This window comes from Streptomyces sp. Ru62 (assembly GCF_002920615.1).
Lineage (GTDB): Bacteria > Actinomycetota > Actinomycetes > Streptomycetales > Streptomycetaceae > Streptomyces.
In genome coordinates this window covers 169599-190132 of record NZ_PQSU01000014.1, presented here as the reverse complement: position 1 = coordinate 190132, position 20534 = coordinate 169599, and the positions used below count along the sequence as shown (strand labels likewise).

Annotated in this window: 17 protein-coding genes and 1 pseudogene; 6 read left to right on the top strand and 12 right to left on the bottom strand. The window is 73.3% G+C overall.

All coding sequences use genetic code 11. From position 1 onward, the window contains the following. From C3492_RS20810 to C3492_RS20800, 3 genes are all read right to left on the bottom strand, one after another. Entirely contained in the window at window positions 1–2181 is a 2181-nt protein-coding gene (locus C3492_RS20810) for an MMPL family transporter (RefSeq protein WP_103813245.1), read from the bottom strand. Window positions 2182–2394: 213 nt separating this feature from the next. Beyond that, complete coding sequence (locus C3492_RS20805) at window positions 2395–3261, bottom strand: class I SAM-dependent methyltransferase (protein WP_103813244.1); 867 nt, start codon at window positions 3259–3261, stop codon at window positions 2395–2397. 127 nt (window positions 3262–3388) lie between these two features. Continuing rightward, window positions 3389–3892, bottom strand: a complete 504-nt coding sequence (locus tag C3492_RS20800) for a MarR family winged helix-turn-helix transcriptional regulator (protein ID WP_103813243.1) — start codon at window positions 3890–3892, stop codon at window positions 3389–3391. Between C3492_RS20800 and C3492_RS20795 the strand changes: the two genes are divergently transcribed. Next, window positions 3837–4112, top strand: coding sequence for an SgcJ/EcaC family oxidoreductase (locus C3492_RS20795; protein ID WP_308461154.1), 276 nt, complete (start codon window positions 3837–3839; stop codon window positions 4110–4112). The two genes, C3492_RS20800 and C3492_RS20795, sit on opposite strands and share 56 nt — an antisense overlap. A 136-nt stretch (window positions 4113–4248) precedes the next feature. On the opposite strand, the gene C3492_RS20790 is transcribed toward C3492_RS20795, so the two are convergent. Continuing rightward, window positions 4249–4911 (bottom strand): ScbR family autoregulator-binding transcription factor, encoded by a 663-nt coding sequence (locus C3492_RS20790; protein WP_103813242.1) that lies wholly within the window; start codon window positions 4909–4911, stop codon window positions 4249–4251. A gap of 292 nt (window positions 4912–5203) precedes the next feature. Between C3492_RS20790 and C3492_RS20785 the strand changes: the two genes are divergently transcribed. Together C3492_RS20785 and C3492_RS20780 are read left to right on the top strand one after the other, a co-directional pair. Continuing rightward, complete coding sequence (locus C3492_RS20785) at window positions 5204–6337, top strand: MFS transporter (protein WP_181140475.1); 1134 nt, start codon at window positions 5204–5206, stop codon at window positions 6335–6337. A gap of 94 nt (window positions 6338–6431) precedes the next feature. Continuing rightward, window positions 6432–7277 (top strand): DUF1206 domain-containing protein, encoded by an 846-nt coding sequence (locus C3492_RS20780; RefSeq protein ID WP_258055784.1) that lies wholly within the window; start codon window positions 6432–6434, stop codon window positions 7275–7277. Window positions 7278–7309: 32 nt separating this feature from the next. On the opposite strand, the gene C3492_RS20775 is transcribed toward C3492_RS20780, so the two are convergent. From C3492_RS20775 to C3492_RS20760, 4 genes are all read right to left on the bottom strand, one after another. Further along, window positions 7310–9028 (bottom strand): LCP family protein, encoded by a 1719-nt coding sequence (locus C3492_RS20775; protein WP_258055782.1) that lies wholly within the window; start codon window positions 9026–9028, stop codon window positions 7310–7312. Window positions 9029–9187: 159 nt separating this feature from the next. Continuing rightward, complete coding sequence (locus tag C3492_RS20770) at window positions 9188–9559, bottom strand: metalloregulator ArsR/SmtB family transcription factor (RefSeq protein WP_103813304.1); 372 nt, start codon at window positions 9557–9559, stop codon at window positions 9188–9190. A 143-nt stretch (window positions 9560–9702) separates the two neighbouring features. Beyond that, window positions 9703–10749, bottom strand: a complete 1047-nt coding sequence (locus C3492_RS20765) for a trans-aconitate 2-methyltransferase (protein ID WP_103813241.1) — start codon at window positions 10747–10749, stop codon at window positions 9703–9705. Window positions 10750–11039: 290 nt separating this feature from the next. After that, complete coding sequence (locus C3492_RS20760; protein ID WP_258055781.1) at window positions 11040–11897, bottom strand: trypsin-like serine protease; 858 nt, start codon at window positions 11895–11897, stop codon at window positions 11040–11042. A gap of 218 nt (window positions 11898–12115) precedes the next feature. Here C3492_RS20760 and C3492_RS20755 point away from each other — a divergent pair, with 218 nt between their 5' ends. Continuing rightward, window positions 12116–12520, top strand: coding sequence for an STAS domain-containing protein (locus C3492_RS20755; RefSeq protein ID WP_103813302.1), 405 nt, complete (start codon window positions 12116–12118; stop codon window positions 12518–12520). Window positions 12521–12575: 55 nt separating this feature from the next. Here C3492_RS20755 and C3492_RS20750 read toward each other — a convergent pair whose 3' ends face one another. The 4 genes and pseudogenes from C3492_RS20750 to C3492_RS20735 all read right to left on the bottom strand — a co-directional run bounded on the left by C3492_RS20750 (window position 12576) and on the right by C3492_RS20735 (window position 18226). Further along, window positions 12576–15092 (bottom strand): ATP-dependent Clp protease ATP-binding subunit, encoded by a 2517-nt coding sequence (locus tag C3492_RS20750; protein ID WP_103813240.1) that lies wholly within the window; start codon window positions 15090–15092, stop codon window positions 12576–12578. 189 nt (window positions 15093–15281) lie between these two features. Next, on the bottom strand, window positions 15282–15650 hold the full coding sequence (locus tag C3492_RS20745; RefSeq protein WP_103813239.1) for an NUDIX hydrolase: 369 nt from the start codon (window positions 15648–15650) through the stop codon (window positions 15282–15284). A 63-nt stretch (window positions 15651–15713) separates the two neighbouring features. After that, window positions 15714–16595, bottom strand: coding sequence for a YegS/Rv2252/BmrU family lipid kinase (locus C3492_RS20740; protein WP_103813238.1), 882 nt, complete (start codon window positions 16593–16595; stop codon window positions 15714–15716). Between the two features lie 37 nt (window positions 16596–16632). Next, window positions 16633–18226 (bottom strand): annotated as a pseudogene (locus C3492_RS20735) (FAD-binding oxidoreductase). A 117-nt stretch (window positions 18227–18343) separates the two neighbouring features. Here C3492_RS20735 and C3492_RS20730 point away from each other — a divergent pair. Both C3492_RS20730 and C3492_RS20725 read left to right on the top strand, forming a co-directional pair. Further along, on the top strand, window positions 18344–18955 hold the full coding sequence (locus C3492_RS20730; RefSeq protein ID WP_103813237.1) for a TetR/AcrR family transcriptional regulator: 612 nt from the start codon (window positions 18344–18346) through the stop codon (window positions 18953–18955). Then, the gene (locus C3492_RS20725; RefSeq protein ID WP_103813236.1) at window positions 18952–20532 is read left to right on the top strand and encodes a glycerol-3-phosphate dehydrogenase/oxidase; all 1581 of its coding nucleotides are present in this window, start codon (window positions 18952–18954) and stop codon (window positions 20530–20532) included. Before C3492_RS20730 ends, C3492_RS20725 begins: the two co-directional genes overlap by 4 nt. Window positions 20533–20534: the final 2 nt, after the last annotated feature.

Sequence of the window (20534 nt, the reverse complement as noted above, 5' to 3'; positions counted from 1 at the left end):
TCAACCGCGGCGCCCGGCCGGATCCCGGTCCTCCTCACCGCGGACCGGTCCGGAGCCGACCGCCGTAGCGCCGGTGCCGGTGGCCGGCACCTCCGCCCGGTCGGCGTGGCCCGGCCACCAGGCCGCGTGGCCGATCAGGGCCGTGAGGCTGGGGGTGAAGAACATCGCCATGACGAACGCGGCCACCGCGATGCCGAAGGAGACCGCGAAGCCCATCTCCGAGAGCAGCGAGTTGCCGGCCAGCATCATCGTGGCGAAGGTCGCCGCCAGGATGAAGCCCGCCGCGGCCACGGTCGGCCCGGCGTGCCGGAGCGCCCTGCCGGCGGCCTCGCGCGGCTCCCGGCCCTCACGGGCCTCCTCACGCAACCGGGCGATCATGAGGATGTTGTAGTCGGTGCCGATCGCGACCACGAAGAGATACATGATCACCGGCAGCATGAACATCAGGCCCGAGTGCCCCTGCGCGTCCTGGAAGATCCACACGGTGGCACCGAGGGTGGCGCCGAAGCCGAGGCCCACGGAGGCGATGAGGTACCAGGGCGCGACCACACTGCGCAGCAGCAGCCCCAGGATGACCATGATCAGGGCGGCGGCGACGGGGAAGACCGTCCGGTAGTCGTGGTTGACCGCCGCGTTGATGTCCTTGTAGATCGAGGACATGCCGCCGACGAGCGCCTTGGTGCCCTCGGGCGCTTCGTCGTGCGCGACGTCACGGACCCGGCCCACCGCGTCGATCGCCTTGTCCGTCGACGCCTCGTACTTGAGCGTGACGGTGAAGTCCGCGGTGGTTCCCGCCTTGTTCAGCTGGGTCATGCGGGCGCTCGCGACGCCGTCCACGGCGCCAAGCTTCCTGGCGTACGCGTCGAATGCGGACGTGTCGAGCGGCTTGCCGTCGGTGCTGGACAGGTAGACGTCGGTCGGTGCCGCGGCGCCCGCCGAGTACGCCTTCTGCATCTCGTCCTGGACGACCATGGACTCCTTGGTCTTGGGCATGGAGCCCGACGCCAGGTCGAAGGTGGCCTTGTAGCCGAGGGTGCCGAGCGACAGCACGAGCAGGACGAGACCGGAGACGACGGCGGTCAGCGCCGGACGGCGCTGGACACCCCGGCCGAGGGCGGCGAAGCGGGCGTTCTCGGGCTCCGTCTTCCAGGACTTGGAGGGCCAGAAGACCTTCGGCCCGATGAGCGAGACCACGGCCGGGATCAGGGTCAGACCCGCGACCAGCGTGGCACCGACCGCGATGGCGAGCGCCGGGCCCATCTGCTTGAGGAAGCCCAGCGTGGACAGGACCAGGGCGAGGAACGCGATGATGACCGCTCCGGCCGCCGAGGCGATGGCCTCACCGACCCGGCCGACCGCGTTGACCATGGCCTCCTTGGGCTCGTCGCCGGCCCGCAGACTCTCGCGGTAACGGAATATCAGGAACAGGAAGTAGTCCGTGCCCACGCCGAAGAGCACGACGATCAGGATGGACGAGATCGAGCTGTTGGCCTCCAGCCCGAACAGCTTGGTGGCATAGGCGATCAGTCCGTTGGCGACGGCGGAGACCAGGCCGATCAGCACCAGGGGCAGTACGGCGAGGATCGGCGCCCGGAAGATGATCAGCAGGGTGATCAGGATGATCCCGAAGGTGCCGAGACCGATCAGCGCCTCGCCCCGCTTGGACGAGTCCTGCTGGTCGAGCGCCTGCGCGGCGGAACCGCCGAGCTTGGCTTCGAGGTCCGTGCCCTTGGCCAGTTTCTTGGCCTCGTCACGCAACTCCTTGGCCGCGTCGGCCTGTTCGGGCTGACCGGCGGTCTTGCTGTCCATCTGGACGAGGGTCAGGTCATACCTGCCGTCCTTGGACGGCCGGCCGGGGACGACCTTCTGTACCTGGTCGATGCGCTTCTCACCCAGCTCGGAGCTGATCCGGGTGACGTCGCGCAGGTCGGCGGCGGTGAGCTTGCCGCCGTCGGTGCGCTGGTAGAGCACGATCGCTGACGGCGTGAAGGCGCTGGGGAACGCCTTCTCCTGGAGCTGCGCCGCCTGGATGGACTCGTAACTCTTGGGCAGAAAGCTGCTCTCGTCACTGTTCGAGGGCAGGCTCGGAGCGGTGGCGACGATGGCCACCGCGGCGATCAGCCACGCCACGATCGTCCAAATGGGATGACGGACGACGGCGTTGCCTATTCGTCGGAACATGCGGAGGGTCCTCCTGGGAAGGAAGATCACCGCAGCCCGGGGAGCGGTCCCTGGCATCGGCGACCCCGACCGGCCCACAACGAACGGCCGGTCGCATGGTTGTCTTGGCCTCACATCCTAGTGACCGTGGACATACATCCTCTCATCGATATACGCGTCGACAGGACGGCGGGCGAGCCCGTCCCGCCGGAGCACGGCCGGCCTGAGCCGTCGTCACCCGGTTCGCCCGGTGTGTGACGGAGCCCGCCGCGGCCGGCGCCAGACGAACACCTCGGTACTGGGCACCCGTTCGGCGAACCGGCCCGCCGGGGAGGCACCGCCGAGCAGACGGCGCAGGTCCGCCTCGAAGGCCGCGCGGTCCGGGCCGAACAGGTGCGGGGCGGCGAAGGACATCGAGAACGTCCAGGCGACGACGTCGTCCGTGGTGCGCACCAGCGCCTGTCCGCCGGGTACGACGTGCCGCTCGGGACCGTCGAATCCGGCCGCGGAGAGCACCGCCGCCTCACCGCCCGGGGTGCCCTGCGGCAACAGGCCGCGGCCGGCGCGGCGGACGGGGCCGAGGTACCGCTGGACCAGGCCGGTGACGTCGGCGTAGGGCACGGCCGGGTGCGGCAGGCCCGCGGTCGTACGGCGCTCGGTCTTCAGGTCGGCCAGGTGCACCAGTGCTCCGCCGGGCCGGAGCATGCCGTGGACGGTCCGCGCCACCCGCTCGCGGTCGGTCCAGTGGAAGGACTGGGCGAAGACCGCCACGTCGAACGTGCCGAGACCGGCCGGGAGATGCTCGGCGCGCATCCGCAGCCAGCGGGTCCTGGCGGCCAGTCCCGCGGCGGCGGCGCGGCGCGTGGCCTCGGTGATCATCCCGGTGTCCGGGTCCACGCCGACGGCCTCGCGGAACAGGGGGGCCAGGGGGAGGGTGACGGTGCCCGGCCCGCAGCCCACGTCGAGGAGGCGACCGGTGCCGTCGGCCGCGAGCACCTCGGCGAGCCGTGGGACCAGCCCGGGGGCGTAGGGCAGCCGGCCCCGCTGGTAGTAGGGGGCGGCGCCGGCGAAGAGGGTCTCGTCCCACTCCCAGTCCGTCATCGTAACCCGTGCCCTTCCGGTGGGGAGCGGTCGTACGGACGACGGCGATGATGCCACGCCCGGAGCGCCCGGGAGAGCGGGGAGCGTCCGCGAGCGCCCCGCCGCCCGGGGCGCCGGTCCGTTCGGGTCAGCCGGACTTCCTGGCCCGCCTGGGCGGGGCCGCCGCCCGGATCTCCTCGGTCGCGGCGCGGAACGCCGGGGTCGCGCGGGCGAAGTAGTCGAAGATCAGGGCGCGTTGGTCGGGTGTGTAGTGGGCCAGGACCTCGGCGAGACGGCGGCGGGCCGGGCCCACGACCTCCGCCACGCGGTCGAGCGCGTCCGGGACGGGTTCGACGTGCACGCGGCGGCGGTCGGTGGGGTCGGGCGTCCGACGCGCGTATCCGGCGCGCTCCAGGCGGTCGGTCAGCCGGGTGGTGGCCCCGGTGGTGAGCCCGGTGCGGGTGGCGAGTTCCCCCGAGGTCAGGCCGCCCTCCCGGGTGAGCAGGCTGAGCGCGTACCACTCGGAGGTGTGCAGACCCGCGGCCTCGGCGCTGGCCAGGCCCTGGAGGCCCACGGCGTCCAGGTACTGACGGAAGATCACGTGTTCCTCGTCCCTGCCGCTCCCCCGGCTCGCGGACGAGGTCGTCGGCATCCGCTTCCTCGGCCCGGACACGGCGATCGTCAGCGGGCGCGGCGACACCTACAAGGGCAGGCGGCCCCGCCGGCTCGGCAAGGTGCAGACGTACACGCTGGTGCGGGAGGACGGCACGTGGCGGATCGCCGCCTTCCACAACACCAGGCGCAAGCCGCTGATGGAGGCGGTGCCGTTCAGGTTCGCCCCCGGCCTCGTGCCCGCGGCCGACCGGGCGTGACCGGGCGCCGGGTCGTGACCGGGGCCGCGGACGAGGTCCGTCGTAAACCGTCCCGACGGTTTGATACGCGCCGGTACGTGTCCCTCCCGCGCCGCCCGGGAGACGGCCGCAAAGCGGGAGTTCGCGACGGCCGGAGTCAGGCGGAGACGCCGGCGAGTGCCTGCGACGCCTGCTGGACCTCGGCGATCACGCGGGCACCCCGGTCCGGGGCGGTGTCCAGCCGGACGAGGACGGCCGGGGCCGCGACGGCGGGCAGGATGTGCCCGTACAGCGCCGACATACGGTCGTCCAGATCGGCCCAGCCGGCCACGGCCTGGGAGACGAACTGCACGCCGATCCAGGCGCCGAGGAAGACCTGGGCGGTCTCCTCGGGGTTCACGTGCGGCAGCACCTCGCCGCGTTCCTTCGCCTCCGTCAGGACGCACGAGGTCATCCGCGCCCAGGCGGGCCATGCGCTGCCGAGGACGTCGCGGCCCTGGAGATCGGCCGAGAGCCGGACGCCGGCGAGCAGTACGGGCTCCTGCGGCAGCCGCTTGGCGAGGGTCATGCCCGCGTCCACCCACTCCTGCAACTTCAGTTCCCGGGGCAGGTGGTACTCGGTCCTCAGCTGCTCCTGGAGCACGCCCCGGGCGAGGGCCGCCTTGGAGTCGAAGTGGAAGTACAGGGCGCCCTTGGTGACGCCGGCCCGGTTCAGGATCTCGGCGATGGTGGCGGCCGCGTATCCGCGTTCCGCGAAGACGGCGGCGGCCGCTTCCAGAACAGCACGCCGGGTCCGTACAGCTCGCTCCTGCTGAGCCATGGACCCTCCCCCGAGCTGAAAACCAAACCGAACAGCTCGTACCCTACCCCACGCCATCTCAACGCAAGGGTGGCCAAGGGGCGTTCGCGCGGACTTGGCACATGTGCCCGACACAGGACGCTGCGGCCATGGCAGCGAGCCGGGAATTCGGTTGCGGTGGCACCGGTGCGGCCGGTGAGCTGATCGCATGGGCGGTGTCACGGAACCAGCGCGGCGGGCCGGTCCGGGACGGGACCGCGGGGTCTCGGCACGACCGGCCGCATGGCGCGGCCCGGCGGTGCTCGCGGCCCTCATGCTGGCCGCGTTCGCCTTCAACACCGCGGAGAGCCTGCCCATCGGCCTCCTGGACCTCATGTCCGACAGCCTCGGGGTGTCGCTGTCGGCGGTCGGGCTGCTGGTCACCGGCTACGGCGTGACGGTGGCCGTCGCCTCCGTGCCGCTCGCCCACGCCCTGCGGGCGGTGCCCCGGCGCCATGTGCTCACGGGGCTGCTGGCCGCGCTGGTCGTGTCCAGTCTGGTCGGGGCCGGGGCCGGCTCGTACGGGCTGCTCCTCGGGGCACGGCTGCTGACCGCACTCGCCCAGGCGCTGTTCTGGGCGGTGATGGGACCGGTCGCGGTGGGCCTGTTCGCCCCCGGGGTGCGCGGGCGTGTGGTCGGGGCGCTGTCCGTCGCCGGTTCGCTCGCCCTGGTGCTCGGTGTCCCGGCGGGGACCTGGCTGGGCCGGCAGCGCGGCTGGCCGGTGCCGGTCGCCTCCCTGGCCGTTCCGGGCCTGGTCTGCCTGGTGACGGTCGCCGTGCTGCTGCCGACCTCGCGTCCGGACGACGAGCCCGCCGCCTACGGCAGCAGCCCCGACGTCCGCCGGTTCGGGACCGTACTGACGGCGGGATTCCTCTCCGCCACGGGGGCGTTCGCGGGATACACCTACCTGGTGGCGTTCCTCAGCGGCGTGGGCGCCTTCGCCCCCGGCACCGTCAGCGTGCTGCTCGCGGCCTTCGGTACCGCGTCTCTGGCCGGGGTGAGCGCCACCGCGGCGGTGCTGGACCGGTTCCCGCACGCCGCATTGCCCACGGCCGTGGCCACCCAGGCGCTCGGCATGCTCGGTCTGTACGTGGCGGGCGGCCGTCAGGTCATGACGGTGGTGTGCCTGGTGCTGATGGGCGGTGCGCTCGGACCGGTGTTCATGACCGCCCAGAACGCGATGCTGCACTGGGCGCCGGGCCGCACCGACCTCGCCCTGGCGGCGAACTCGGGTGCCTACAACGCCGGTATCGCGGCGGGCGCGGCGCTCGGAGGTCTGGTCCTGCCGTTCGCCGGTGTGCGGGGGGCCTTCCTCGCCGGTGGACTGCTGACGGCCGGGGCCTGCGCGGTACTGCTGGTCGGCGGAGGCCCGTCGCGGGGCGTGGCAGCGGACGCGGCGGCGCGCTGAGCGGAACCCTCCGTCCCCGTCCTGCCCGTCCTGGTCCCGGTGACCCTGGCTGCGGACAGGTGTCGGACCCGTACCCGGGGGCATCCGGCGGTGTATGGATGCACGGACATGGACACCGCTGGGACGGTCCCGGGCGCGGCGGGTGGCGGACAGCCCGGCCGTGGACGCGGCGGCCCGGGCGGGCTTCGCGGCGCGTGGGCTGATCTACGTACTCGTGGGCGTCATCGCGGTGCAGATCGCCTTCGGCGGTGACGGCGGCGGGCAGCAGGCCGACCGGGGCGGTGCCCTCGGTGAGCTGGCCGGAAAGCCGTTCGGTTCGGCGATGCTGTGGATCGTGGGCGTCGCCCTCGCCGGGATGGCGCTGTGGCGGCTGACGGAGGCGGTGTTCGGCGGCTACGGCCCCGACGGGTCCAAGCTCTCCCGGCGCGCGGCGGCCCTGTTCCGTTCCGTCTTCTACTGCTTCGTGTCCTACTCGGTGCTCTCGTACGCGGCCGGGGACCGGGGCAGCGGCAGCGGTTCCTCCGACCGGCACACCGACGACGTCACCGCACGGGTGCTGGACTGGCCCGGCGGCCAGTGGCTCCTCGGGGTAGCGGGGGCCGCCGTGGTGATCGCCGGAGGGTGGATCGCGGTGCGGGCCGTGCGACGCAAGTTCCGCGACAAGCTGCGGACCGGCGCCATGTCGGCCCGGGTCCGGCCGGTCGTGGAGGGCCTCGGGGTGACGGGCGGCACGGCCCGTGGCGTCGTCTTCGCGGCGGCCGGTGTGTTCGCGCTCGTCGCGGCCGTCCAGCACCAGCCGGGGAAGGCCAAGGGCATGGACGACACCCTGCGCGCGTTCCGGGACCTGCCGGCCGGGCCGTGGCTGCTCGCCCTGGTCGCGCTCGGGCTGGCCGCGTTCGGTGTCTTCTCCTGGTGCAACGCGCGCTGGCGCAAGCTCTGAGCCGACGGCCCCACGGCCGGCCCCGGTACCGCTCAGGCGTCGGAGTCGGGCTTGTTCCGCGCCGCGGCGTAGGCCTGGGACGGTGTCATCGGGACGCCGCCGTACGTGACCGTCTTGTAGGGGCTCACCTTGGCGCAGGTCCTGGCCTGGTCGGCGGTGGAGGCGTGGGCGCCTCCGACGGCGGCCTCGGTGTCGGCGGGCGCGGGCGAGGACGAGCCACCCGGGTAGCTGGTGCCGCTGGGCCAGTCACTGCCGATCACCAGGGTCAGGCCGCTGCCGGTGCCCTGCCTCAGATGGGACCCGGGCAGGCCGAGCGCCTTGGCGACCGTCTGCGCCGCGGCCTTGTCGCCGGTGCCGTAGGTGAGGGAAGTGCTGCCGGCGGGGCTGGGGGCGTTGGCCGTGGTCGTGGCGGAGCTGAAGCCCTGGCCGGTGAGGGCGGTCGCGAGGGCGGAGGCGCGGCCGGTGATGCCCGTGCCGTTCTCCACCGTCACCGCGATCCCGGCCGCGGGCACGGCGGAGGCGGTGGCCCCGGACCTCGCCTTGGCGGTCGCGGAGGCCGCCGCGGACTTCTTGCCGGAGCCGGTGGTCAGGGCCTGGTCGTTCGCGATGGTGGCGAACAGGCTCTTCGCCCCCGGGCCCACCACCACCCGGTCGCTGTCGCCCGGATCGGCGGCCGTCTGCATGGTGGCGAAGGTGATCCGCTTGGTGGGCACCTTGTTCACGTCGTCGGCGAGCGAGATCAGCTTCTTCACGGTGCCGAGGCCGTCGTCCACGGTCAGCGCCCTGGTGGCGGCGTCGGCGAGGTGGTAGACCGCGGCGGGGTCGGTGAGCGTGCCCGCGCTCTTGAACTTGCGGATCATCGCGCTGAGGAAGATGTGCTGCGAGACCGTACGGCCGAGGTCGCTGCCGTCGCCGAAGCCGTGCCGGGAGCGGACGAACTCCAGGGCCGCGACGCCCTTGAGGGTGTGGGTGCCCTTGGACAGCTTCAGATGGGAGTAGGTGTCGTAGACGTCGTCGCTGACGCACACGGAGACGCCGCCGACGGCGTCGGACATCTTCACGACGCCGGAGAAGTCGAGCTTGACGAAGTGGTCGATGGGTATGCCGGTGAGCTGGTGGACGGTGGCCACCTGGCAGGCGGGCCCGTACTGCAGCGCGCTGTTGATCTGGCCGTAGTAGCCGTTCGTGGACTGCCCCGACTCACTGTCCCTGCAGGCCGGGACCTGGGTCATGGTGTCGCGGGGGATGCTCATCACGGTGGCGTTCGAGCGGTCGGCGGATATGTGCAGCACCATCTCCACGTCGGCGTTGCTGCCGGTCTGCACCCCGGTCTTCGAGCAGCCGCCGCCGAGCTTGCAGTCCGTCGCGCTGGTCCGGCCGTCGGAGCCCATGACCAGGATGTTGATGGGGGTACGGCCGAAGCCGTCGGCCTTCTCCGTACCGCCCTTGCCGTCCAGGGAGACGCTGTGGATGTTGCCGTTCAGGTGCTCGTAGAACCACCAGCCCGCGCCGGCGGTGACCACGATCAGGAGGGACAGGCTGATCCCGAGGATCTTCAGCAGCCGCCTGCCGCGCCGCACCGGCCGGGCCCGGCGGGACCGCCTGCCGCCGCGCGCCCGCGAGGCCGCCCGGGCCGCGGCCCGGCCCCCCGGCGGACGCGCGTCGTCCGGCTCGGCCCCGCGCTGCCGGGGCACCCGCGCGCCACGGCTGCGCGTGCCCTGGCCGGCCGGCCCGTCCCACGGGTCGCTCATCTCCCACTCCCCTGAACGGTCGGGCCTGCGGCGTGTCGGTTGCGTGATTGCGCAATGTAGCAAACACGTTGCCGGAACAGCGCGGATCCACAGCCGATGCACAGGCGAGGCATCTCATGGCGGGGCCGTCCGCGTCCGCGGCGGCACGGCAGCCGGAGTCTACGTGCCCTTGGTAAGCGTCCGGCGTGAATCCTGCGCCGGGAGGGAGCAGGGGCACGAGCGCGCGGTCAGCCTGCCGACCACGGCATGCATCAGGGCCATGACGTCCGGGTCGTCGATGCGGTAGATCTGCCGCCGGCCGTCACGGCGGGAGCGGACCAGTCCGGCGAGCTTCAGTTTCGCCAGGTGCTGACTGACGGCCGGCAGCGCACCGCCCACGCGGTCGGCGAGGTGCGTGACATCGCTCTCGCCCTGCGACAGGACCCACATCAGACGCAACCGGGCCGGGGCGGCGAGCAGCCCGAACGCGGCGGCGGCCGCGGCGAGCACCTCGGCGGGCGGGTCCTCGAAGCCCCCGGCCTTCTCCGTCACAGCCGCCCCCGCCCCGCCCTCGTCACGGTCGACGCTCACCCGCCCACCCGGTGTAGGTACCCGACCCGGCCGTTTCCAGGCGTGTTCTCGCGGCGGCCGGGGCCGGCCAGGTCCCCGGCACCCCACGGTCTACGGCCTACGGCCTACGGGCGGATCTCATAGACCGCGTTGAAGGCAGTCTGCGCGGCCCGGCGGAAGCGGGTGAAGCCCGCCTCGGTGGCCATGTCGCGGACCGGCGCCTCGCCGGCCTGCGCACCCAGGGCGTAACCGCCCTGCTGGGACAGGGCGTTGGGCACGCACAGAAACGTGGAGCCGCTGTAGTACAGCCGGCCCACCGGATGGAAGTTCTCCTCGATCCGGTCGGACGCGAGCGGTTCCACGAGAAGCCACGTGCCGTCCGCGGCGAGCGCCTCGCGCACCCTTCGGGCGGTCCCCAGCGGGTCGCCCATGTCGTGCAGGCAGTCGAACATGGCCACCAGGTCGTAGTCCGCGCCCTCGAAGGTCTGCGCGCCGGCGACCTGGAAGGTGACGCGCCCGGCGACCCCGGCCTCGGCAGCCCTCTCGCGCGCCAGCGCGATCGACTCGCCGTGGTAGTCGGAACCGACGACCTCCGTCCGCGGATACGCCTGGGCCAGCAGGATCGACGACGAGCCGAGACCGCACCCCACGTCGGCGACCCGCGCCCCGGCGTTCAGCTTCGCCTCCACGCCGTCCAGCGCCGGGATCCAGTTCGGGACCAGCTCGGCCTCGTAGTTGGGGCGGAAGAAGGCATCGACCCCGACGAACACCTCTGCATCGTGCTCATGCCAGGCGACGCCCTCGCCGGTGCGGAACGCCTCGGCGATGCGCGGCTCCGCGCGCAGCATTCCCAGGGCGAAGCGGAAGGCAGCGGCGACGTGGGGACCGTTCGGGTCGGCCAGGCAGAACGCCTGCTCCTCGGTCAGTGAGAACCGTCCGGTCGCCGCGTCGTACTCGGCGTATCCCCCGGCGGCCTGGGCGCGCAGCCACTCGGTGAGGTAGCGCGGATGGCAGTGCGTGCGTGCGGCGAACTCCTCGGGCGTCGCCGGGCCCTCGGCGAGTGCCCGGTACAGGCCGAGCCGGTGACCCAGCGCGATGGTGCCGGCGGCCTCGGTCGACGCGAGGTCGGTGACGAAGCGGTCCAGGAACTCGTTGATCCTCTCCTGATCCATCCCGGTACCTCCTTCGCGTCGGCCGGCTCGGGCCGTCGCATCGGGGAAGGCTCAGCGCTCGGCCGTCCCCCGCGACACCCCTGGCCACATCAGCGTATGTCCGCCACCGGCACCACGCCCTCCCGGCCGCGCGGCGCACGGTCCCCGCAGTCCTCGCGCGCGGGCGGAGGCGGGCACCGGCCCCTCCACGCATGGACCGGTGCCCCCGGTGTCCGGCCCGCGGGCCCACGGCAGCCGCACGAACGGTGCCGGCGGGCCCAGGGCAGCTTCACCGAACGGTGCCGGCGGGCCTACGGCAGCTTCACGAACGGTGCCAGGAAGGCGCGGGCTCCGGGCGTGTCCAGGCGGTAGGCCACGTTCGTGGCGTAGCAGGGCGTGTCGCCGGTGATGGTCGTGGCGGCGAGGACGTTCCTCCCGCCGATGACGGCGAAGTCGGGCCCGCCGGAGTCGCCGTAGCAGGCTCCGCCGTTGCCCTGCGGGGCCGTCATGCCGAGCCGGGCCCAGGAGTCGTTCAGGGCGTTGAACGTGACCGGGGCCTTCATCCGGACGCCACCGCCGGGGTGGGTCTGGCCACCCGGTCCGTTGGCGGCCTCCTGCGTGCCGTACCCGGCGACGAACCAGTCCGTGTGGTTCAGCCCCTGCGGGCCGAGGGCGCCGAGCTGGTTCGCGGTCGGCAGGGCGGCCGGCGTGAAGGACCAGCGGGCGGCGACCTTCGCGGCGGGCAGTTCGACGACCGCGATGTCGTGCGGGTCGGAGGCGGGGCCCGGGTAGTCCGGGTGGGTGTGCGCGGTGCCCTGGACAGCGACGGCGTTCGCCTGGGCCACCGGGTCACCCGGGTACTTCTTGGCGGCGGCGTCGAGTCCGGCCTGGACGTCCTGGTCCAGCGAGACGGAGAAGCGGACGCCGGCCGGCCAGTCGCTGGTGCAGTGGGCGGCGGTCAGGAAGGTGTCGGCGTCGACCATCGTGCCGGAGCACACCCAGTCGACGCGGTCCGGGGTGGCCGGGTCGCCGTCGTCGTCCCAGGTGGCCACGAGTGCCCCGACCTCGGTGCGCTCGGGCGCGGGCGTGGCGTTGTACGAGTTGATCGCGGAGGAGGGCAGCGCGGCGGCGAGCACGGTGGCGCAGGCGGCGGCGGTGACGGTTGTCACGCGTACGGCTCTCAAGAAGAACCCCTTCACTGGGTGATGCGGGACAGGTGTTCTCCTGCGGGGGTGGAGAGCATTGAAGTGCGCCGGGCGGCGCGGGACAAGACGGCCGGGTGCGGCGATCCCTGTTCGGTCGGCGGTCACCGGGCGTGCGCCGGAGTGCGCGAGGGTCGGCCTGCATCCTCCGGGCGATCCTGGGCAGCCTGACGGAGACGGAAGCTCTGGGCAAGGATCGGGTGAACGTGGACGAGGGACGCGTGGCAGACACGGGAGACACGAACGAGCAGGCGGGGCCGGAGCCGCTGTCGGTCACCCGCACCGACGTGGACGGTGTCACCGTCGTCACGGTGACCGGCGAGGTGGACCACCACACCTCCGGCGCCCTCCGCCGGGCCCTCGCCCCCGCTGACCCCGACGGGGCGCGCACCGTCGCGGACCTCAGCGGTGTGCCGTTCATGGACTCCAGCGGCATCAACGTCCTCATCGCCGCCCATCAGGCCCACGCTCCGGGGGGCTGGCTACGGCTGGCAGGCGTACGGCGGCCCGTTCTGCGCACCCTGGAGATCGTCGGCCTCACCCCCCTCCTGGCCTGCTACCCCAGCGTGCGGGACGCCCTGCGGGGCTGAGGGGCAGCACTGTGGACTCCGCGGGGCTGAGGGGCCGCACCGCGGACTCCTCCGCTCAGCCTTCCCGGGACGCCGGTGGTTCTCCGGGTTCGCTCCTGCGTACGGTGCAGTGCAGCGAGTCGTCGCGGACCTCGGCGACGATCGTGTCGCCGGGATCGGCCTCGCCACTGAGCAGCAGGGTGGCGATGCGGTTGTCGAGTTCCGCCTGGATCGTGCGGCGCAGCGGGCGCGCGCCGAACTCCGGCTGGTGGCCGTGGGCGATGAGGAGTTTCTTGGCCGGCTCCGTGACCTCCAGGCGCAGTCCCTGCGCGCGCACCTTGCGCCTGCTCCGGTCCAGCAGGTGGTCCACGATCTGCCCGAGGTCGTCCTCGGTCAGGGCGTGGAAGACGATGATGTCGTCGATCCGGTTGAGGAACTCCGGCAGGAACCGGGTGCGCAGCTCCTCCATCAACTCGTCCTTGAGGCCGGAGACATCGCCCTTGTGGTCCAGGATGCGGCGCGCGCCGATGTTGGACGTCATGATGACGACGCAGTGCCGGAAGTCGACGGTGCGGCCCTGCGCATCGGTCAGCCGTCCGTCGTCCAGGATCTGCAACAGGGTGTTGAAGACGTCGGGGTGGGCCTTCTCCACCTCGTCGAAGAGCACCACGCTGTAGGGCTGCCGGCGGACCTTCTCGGTGAGCTGGCCCGCTTCCTCGTAGCCGACGTATCCGGGAGGCGCGCCGACCAGCCGGGCGACGGTGTGCTTCTCCTGGAACTCGCTCATGTCGAACCGGATCATCCGGTCCTCCTCGCCGAACAGCAGGGCGGCGAGGGTCTTGGCGAGTTCGGTCTTGCCGACACCGGTCGGGCCTAGGAAGAGGAAGGAGCCGACGGGGCGGTGGGGGTCGCCCATGCCGGCGCGGTTGCGGCGTACGGCCTGGGAGACCGCGGTGACCGCCTCGTCCTGGCCGACGATCCGCGCGTGCATCTCCTCCTCGAGCCGGAGCAGCTTCTCCTTCTCGCTGGCGGTGAGCTGGGAGACCGGGATGCCGGTGCGGCGGGAGACGACGTCGGCGATGTCGGAGGCCGTGACGGAGACGACGCCCTCGCGGCGCTCCTCGATGCCGGCGAGTTCCCCCTCCGCCTCGGCGATGTCCCGCTTGAGCTCCGAGGCCCTCTCGAAGTCCTCGGCGGAGACGGCCTGTTCGAGTTCACGGCGCAGCTTGGCGATGCGGTCCTCGCGGCTGACGATCTCGGTGGAGCGTCCGGCACTGCGCAACCGCACCCGGGCACCGGCCTGGTCCATCACGTCGATCGCCTTGTCCGGCAGGAAGCGGTCGCTGATGTACCGGTCGGACAGTTCGGCGGCGGCGACCAGGGCTTCGTCGTCGAAGCGGACCTGGTGGTGGGCCTCGTAGGAGTCGCGGAGTCCTTCGAGGATCTGCACCGTCTCCTCGACCGTGGGCTCGGGCACCATCACCGGCTGGAACCGGCGCTCCAGGGCGGCGTCCTTCTCGACGTACTTGCGGTACTCGTCGATGGTCGTGGCACCCACGACGTGGAGTTCACCGCGCGCGAGAGCGGGCTTGAGCATGTTGCCCGCGTCCATGGAGCCCTCGCCGGTGGCGCCGGCGCCGACGACCGTGTGCAGTTCGTCGATGAAGAGGATGATGTCGCCGCTCGCCGCCTGGATGTCCTCGATGACCTTCTTGAGCCGTTCCTCGAACTGACCCCGGTACTGCGCGCCCGCCACCATGCCCGACAGGTCCAGGGAGACGACGCGCTTGTCCTTCAGGACGCCGGGAACCTCGCCCGCCACGATGCGCTGGGCGAGACCCTCCACGATGGCGGTCTTGCCGACTCCGGGTTCGCCGATGAGCACCGGGTTGTTCTTGGAGCGCCGGGAGAGGATCTCGACGGTCTGCTCGATCTCCCCGGCCCGCCCGACCACCGGGTCGAGCTTGCCGGCCTTGGCCTCCTCCGTCAGGTCGCGGCCGTATTCGTCCAGGGTCGTGGCCGGCTTCTTCCGTTCGGCGGGGGCTGCCTCGGCGCGCGCCGCCGACTGCTCGGTCAGGCCCGCGACACGCCGGGTGTCCAGGCCCTCGGCGCGCAGCATCCGGGCCGCGCCCGTGTCGCTGTCGCCGAGCAGGGCGCCGAGGATGTGCTCGGGACCGATGTAGGAGACGCCGGCCGCCTGGGACCGGGCGTAGGCGGCGCCGAGGGTGCGTTTGGCCGCCGGGGTGAGGCCCGGCTGCGCGGAGGGTTCGGCGGACTCGCGCGGCAGGACCTCGGCCAGCTCGGCGGCGACCGCGTCGGGGTCCACGCCCACCTGGGAGAGCAGCCGGCGCGCGGGGTCGACCTGGGTGGCCGCCCAGAGCAGGTGTTCGGTGTCCAGGTCGGAGGTGCCGTCGTCGGCGGCCCGCTGCGCGGCCAGGTTCAGCAGTTGCTGCGACGATTCGGTCAGCAGCCGTCCGATGGGTACGCGCTGGACCGCGGGCGGCGATGTCGTCGGCGACATTCCGAAGAAACGATTCAGCAACTCGTTGAACGCATCCGACGAACCGAACGGCGCACCGAACGACATCGACATGGCAGCTCCTGGTACGGACGGGAAGCAGCAACCGGAAAAAGGGCGCAAAATGGCCCCTACTCACTGAACCCCCGTGGGGATGGCCACGCAACCGCAAAGGAACGGAGGGAAATCGGCCTGCCCGTACGTACCGGGAGCCGGGGGCACACCGCGTGACGGGCCCGGGACACCCTGAGTGATCGGCGGGGCTCACACGGGCGTGTGCCCCCGCAGGTACGTGCGCACGTTCTCCGGCAACGGTGTGCCGGCGGTCTCCTCCATCGGGGCCCAGCGCACCTGCTCCGGTGAGAAGCGGCCCCCGTCCGACGGTGACTCGCTCAGCAACTGGCAGACCACGGCCGTCTCCCCCGCCGTTTCGCGGGGCTCCAGCGGCTCGGTGCCGTCGACCAGGTAACCGGTGAGCTCGTAGACGATCCGCGCCGCCGTGGCCTGCGCGGTCTCGGCCGGTTCCGGGGTGCCCGAGGGCAGTGTCCAGCCGTCCGCGTCCGGCACCAGCAGCAGCCGCCCGTCGTACACGACGACCGCCCGCACCACACCCTCGGCCTGCTCCAGCGACATACGGCTCCCCTCCCCAGGCACTCCTTCCTTACCCAGGGGTGCGCGGCTGATGCGTCGTGGGCGTCAGTACAGCACAGGCAGGTCCCCGGGCCTTACCCGCAGGGTGACCGGCAGGGTGGCCTCCACCTCGCCGTCGGCGCCGTAGGGGACGGGCCGGGTCGCCTCGATGCGCAGTTCCCTCCCCCGCAGGACGCGCACCTGCGGGCGGTGGACGTGGGCGCCCGACTTGAGCTCGTTCATCAGGGCGAAGAACAGCCGGCGCGGGGCCTCGCGGATCAGCACGACGTCCAGCAGGCCGTCGTCGACGCGCGCACCGGGCGCGACGAGCCGGCCGGAGCCGTAGTAGGGGGAGTTGGCCGCGACGACGGTGTAGCCGCGGTGGGTGTGTTCCTCGCCGTCGACGGTGACGCGGTACTCGGCCGGTCGCCAGGTGGTGACGGCGCGCAGGCCGCCCGCGTAGTAGGAGGCGGCGCCGCGCAGCAGCCGGGCGTTGTTGGCGTGCCGGTTGGCCTCCGCGTCGACGCCGGCGTACACGCTGCCCAGCACCACCGTGCGCGGGTGGACGGCCGACTCCACCTCGATCGTGTCGACGGGCCGGGGCTCGGAGTGCAGCAGGACGCCGGCGAGCGCGGCCGGGTCGGCGGGCAGGCCGAGCGCGCGGGCGAAGTCGTTGCCGCGTCCGGCCGGTACGAGACCCAGGACGGTGCCGGTGCCGCTGAGCGCGCCGCCGATGCCGCCCGCCATGCCGTCACCGCCCACGGCCAGGACGATCCGGCCGCGCTCACCGGCCGCGCGGGCGATGTCCTGGGCGTGGGCGAGGCTGTGGCTGTACTCCGTCTCCAGTTCCGCCCCGGCCTCGCGGAGCAGCCGGGCCAGCCGGAGCAGGGTCGCCGCCCCGGTGGAGCCGCCCGCGGTGGGGTTGACGACGGCGGTGAACTGGCGCATCGGTGGGCCTCCGGAGCAGGCGGTCGGATCGGGTGGGTCAGTCGGTGGGCAGCAGGACGCCGGGGTTGAGGAGCCCCTCGGGGGTCCAGGCGGCGTTTGACGGCGCGCAGGGCCGAGACGCCGAGCGGGCCGGCCTCGCGGACGTACCAGTCGCGGTGGTCGGTGCCGACCCCGTGGTGGTGTGAGATGGTGCCGCCGGCGGCGAGCACGGCCTCGTTGGCCGCGTGCTTGGCGGGCGCCCAGTGGGCCACCGGGTCCTCGCCCTGGGCACTGACGACGGTGAAGTACAGCGAGGCGCCGTTCTCGTAGACGTGGGAGATGTGACACATCACCAGGGGCGGGGTGCCGGCCCGGGTGAGGGTGTCGGTGAGCGCCGTACGGACGGCCGTGTAGAGGTCGGGGACGCGGGACCAGAAGGCCGCGGTCTCCAGCGTCTCGGCGAAGGCGCCGACGTCGAGCAGGGCGTCGCGCAGATAGGGCGCGGAGTAGCGGCCGTGCGCCCAGCGTTCGCCGGGTTCGGCGCCGGCCGGGGTGCCGCCGCAGTCCGTCAGGACGGCCGCCGCCCGTTCGCGGCGGTGCGCGGTGTCCTCGGCCGTCCCCTCGTATCCCGTGATCGCCAGGCACCCGGCGTCGCTCCGCGCCAGGCCGGCGCCGATGGCCTCGGGCTGGGCGAGGCCGACGAGCGTCTCGGTCTCGTCGGACAGGCGCAGCACGGTCGGCCGGGGTCCGTCCTGGGCGAGCCGACGCAGTGCGGTGGCGCCCTCCTGGAAGGAGCGGAACCGCCAGCCCTCGTACACCCGCGTCTCGGGCAGGGGGCGGATCCGTACGGTGACGGAGGTGATGACGCCGAAGGCGCCCTCGGAGCCGAGGATCAGCTGGCGCAGGTCGGGGCCGGCGGCGGAGCGGGGGGCGCGGCCGGTCTCGATGGTCCCCTCGGGGGTGGCGAGGGTGAGGCCGAGCACCATCTCGTCGAAGCGGCCGTATCCGGCGGACGCCTGTCCGCTGGAGCGGGCCGCCGCGAAGCCGCCGATGGTGGCCCACTCGAAGGACTGCGGGAAGTGGCCGAGGGTGAAGCCGTGCCCGGCGAGCAGGGCCTCGGCCTCCGGTGCGCGCAGGCCGGGCTGGAGGACGGCGGTGCGCGAGACGGGGTCCAGGTCGAGCAGGCCGTTCATGCGGCGCAGGTCCAGGGCGACGAACGCGCTGCGCTGCGGGGCGAGTCCGCCCACCACCGAGGTGCCGCCGCCGAAGGGTACGACGGCCAGGCCGTGCGCGGCACAGGCGCGCAGCACCGCGAGCACCTGGTCGTGGCCGGCGGGCAGGACGACGGCCTGCGGGACGTCGGCGAGGTCGCCCGCGCGGATGCGCAGCAGGTCCGGGGTGGACTTGCCGCGGGTGTGCCGGACGCGGCTCTCCGGGTCGGTGCGGACGTGCTCCTCTCCGCCGACGGCCGCGGCGAGCGCCTTCAGGGCGGCCGGGTCCGCGGTGGGGGCGGGCAGGCGGATGTCCTCCAGGCCGAGCGCGGGCGTGCTGCGCGGCTTGACGCCGAGCAGGTCGCGCAGCAGCCCGGTCACCGAGTCGGGCAGTGGCGCCGCCTTGGCCGGGTCGCCCCAGCCGTTCCACAGCATGTCCATTGAACGGTCGTCCTCACAGGTGGGTGTGCTGGTCGGGGTGCTCGGTCCGTGCGGCTCGGCGCCGCCTGCGGGGCCTGGCCGCTTCCGCCCGGGCCCCGGGGCGTTACACTGTGACACATGACGCCCATTCGTCACAACGGTTCGGGCAACGGCTCGGACAACGATCACGTGCTCGACGCGGTACGCGACTGTGTGCTGGCCGTCGGCGTACGGCGCACCACGCTCGCCGACGTGGCCCGCCGCGCCGGCGTCTCCCGGATGACGCTGTACCGGCGCTGGCCGGACCTGCGCAGCCTGGTGGGCGATCTGATGACCCGGGAGTGGATCGACGTGGCCACCCGGGCCATACCGGAGCCCGCGCCCGGCACGGCCACGCGCACCCGGATCGTGGACGGACTGGTGGCCGGGGTCGAGGCGTTCCGCGCGCACCCCCTCTTCCGCAAGATCGTCGACGTCGATCCCGAACTGCTCCTCCCCTACGTGCTCGACCGGCGCGGCGCGAGCCAGGAGGCGCTGCTGGCGCTGCTGGCCGACGCGCTGCGCGAGGGCCACGCGGACGGGTCCGTACGGCCCGGCCACACCGAACGGCAGGCGCGCGTCCTGCTGTTGACCGTGCAGTCCTTCGCCCTGTCCCTGCGCACGATGACCGACGAGGACGATCCGGAGCTGGACTCCGCCGCGCTCCTCGGTGAGCTGCGCACCCTCCTGGAGAGGACCCTGACGCCATGAGCCACACCGAGGCCGCGCCCGGCTCGTCCCTGAACGCACACCGGCGCGGCCGGGAACTGGCCGAGGCCGCGGACGGCCGGACCGTCGACGTCCTGGTCGTCGGGCTGGGCGCCACGGGCGCCGGAGCCGCGCTGGACGCGGCGGCCCGCGGGCTGGACGTCGTCGCGGTGGACGCCCATGACCTGGCCTTCGGGACCTCCCGCTGGAGTTCCAAGCTCATCCACGGCGGGTTGCGCTACCTGGCCTCCGCGCAGTTCGACGTCGCCCACGAGAGCGCGGTCGAGCGCGGGGTGCTGATGACCCGTACGGCCCCGCACCTGGTGGCGGCCCAGCCGTTCGTGCTGCCGCTGACCCCGCTGGTGTCCCGGGCCCAGGCCTCGCTGGCCTGGGCCGGGCTCCGGGCCGGGGACATGCTGCGGCTGGCCGCCCGGACCCCGCGGCAGGTGCTGCCCGCGCCCCGCCGGCTCTCGGCGACGGAGGCCCGGCACCTCGCCCCCTCCGTCCGCGCGGCCGGGCTGCGCGGCGGGCTGCTGTCCTGGGACGGCAAGGTGACCGACGACGCCCGTCTGGTGACCGCCCTGACCCGGACGGCCGCCGCCCACGGCGCTCGGGTGCTGACCCGGGTGCGGGCCCTGGAGCTCACCGGGGCGGGCGCCCGGATCCGCGACGAACTCACCGGCGAGGAGGGCGAGATCAGGGCCCGCGCCGTGATCAACGCCACCGGGGTGTGGGCGGGCTCCCTCACCGACGGCATCCGGATCCGGCCCTCCCGCGGCACGCACCTCGTCCTGCGCTCGGAACGGCTCGGCGCGCTGCCGGCCGGGCTGCACATCCCGATCCCCGGGGAGACCAACCGCTTCGTACTGGTCCTGCCCCAAGGGGACGGCCGGGTCTACGTCGGCCTCACCGACGAACCGGTCGACGGCGGGATCCCGGACGTGCCGGAGGTCCCCGAGACCGACATCGGCTTCCTCTTGGACGTGCTCGGCTCGGCCCTCGACACCCCCGTCTCCCGGGACGAGGTCGTCGGTGCCTTCGCCGGACTGCGCCCGCTGCTGGACACCTCCGCCCACGAGGACCCCGAGGGTGCGCCCCGTACGTCCGACATCTCCCGCCGGCACGCGGTGCTGACCTCGCCCGACGGTGTCACCACGGTCGTCGGCGGCAAGCTCACCACCTACCGGCGGATGGCGCAGGACGCCGTGGACGCGGCGGCCGCGGCCCGGGGCCTGCGCGCCGCCCCCTCCCCCACGGCCGCCCTGCCCCTGACCGGCGCCGCCGCACCCGAACGCCTGCGCGCACTGCCGGCACCGCGCCGCCTGGTCCGCCGCTACGGCACCGAGGCCGTGGCGGTCCACGCCCTCGCCGCCCAGGACCCCGCCCTGGCCGAGCCGGTGCTCCCCGGCCACCCGGTCACCCGCGCCGAACTGCTCTGGGCGGTACGGCACGAAGGCGCCCTGGACGAGTCCGACCTCCTGGACCGCCGCACCCGCATCGGCGTGGTCCCTCAGGACCGCGCCCAGGCACTCCCCACGGCCCGGGACCTCCTCGGCAGGGCGGCGCCGGTGCACCCCTGACG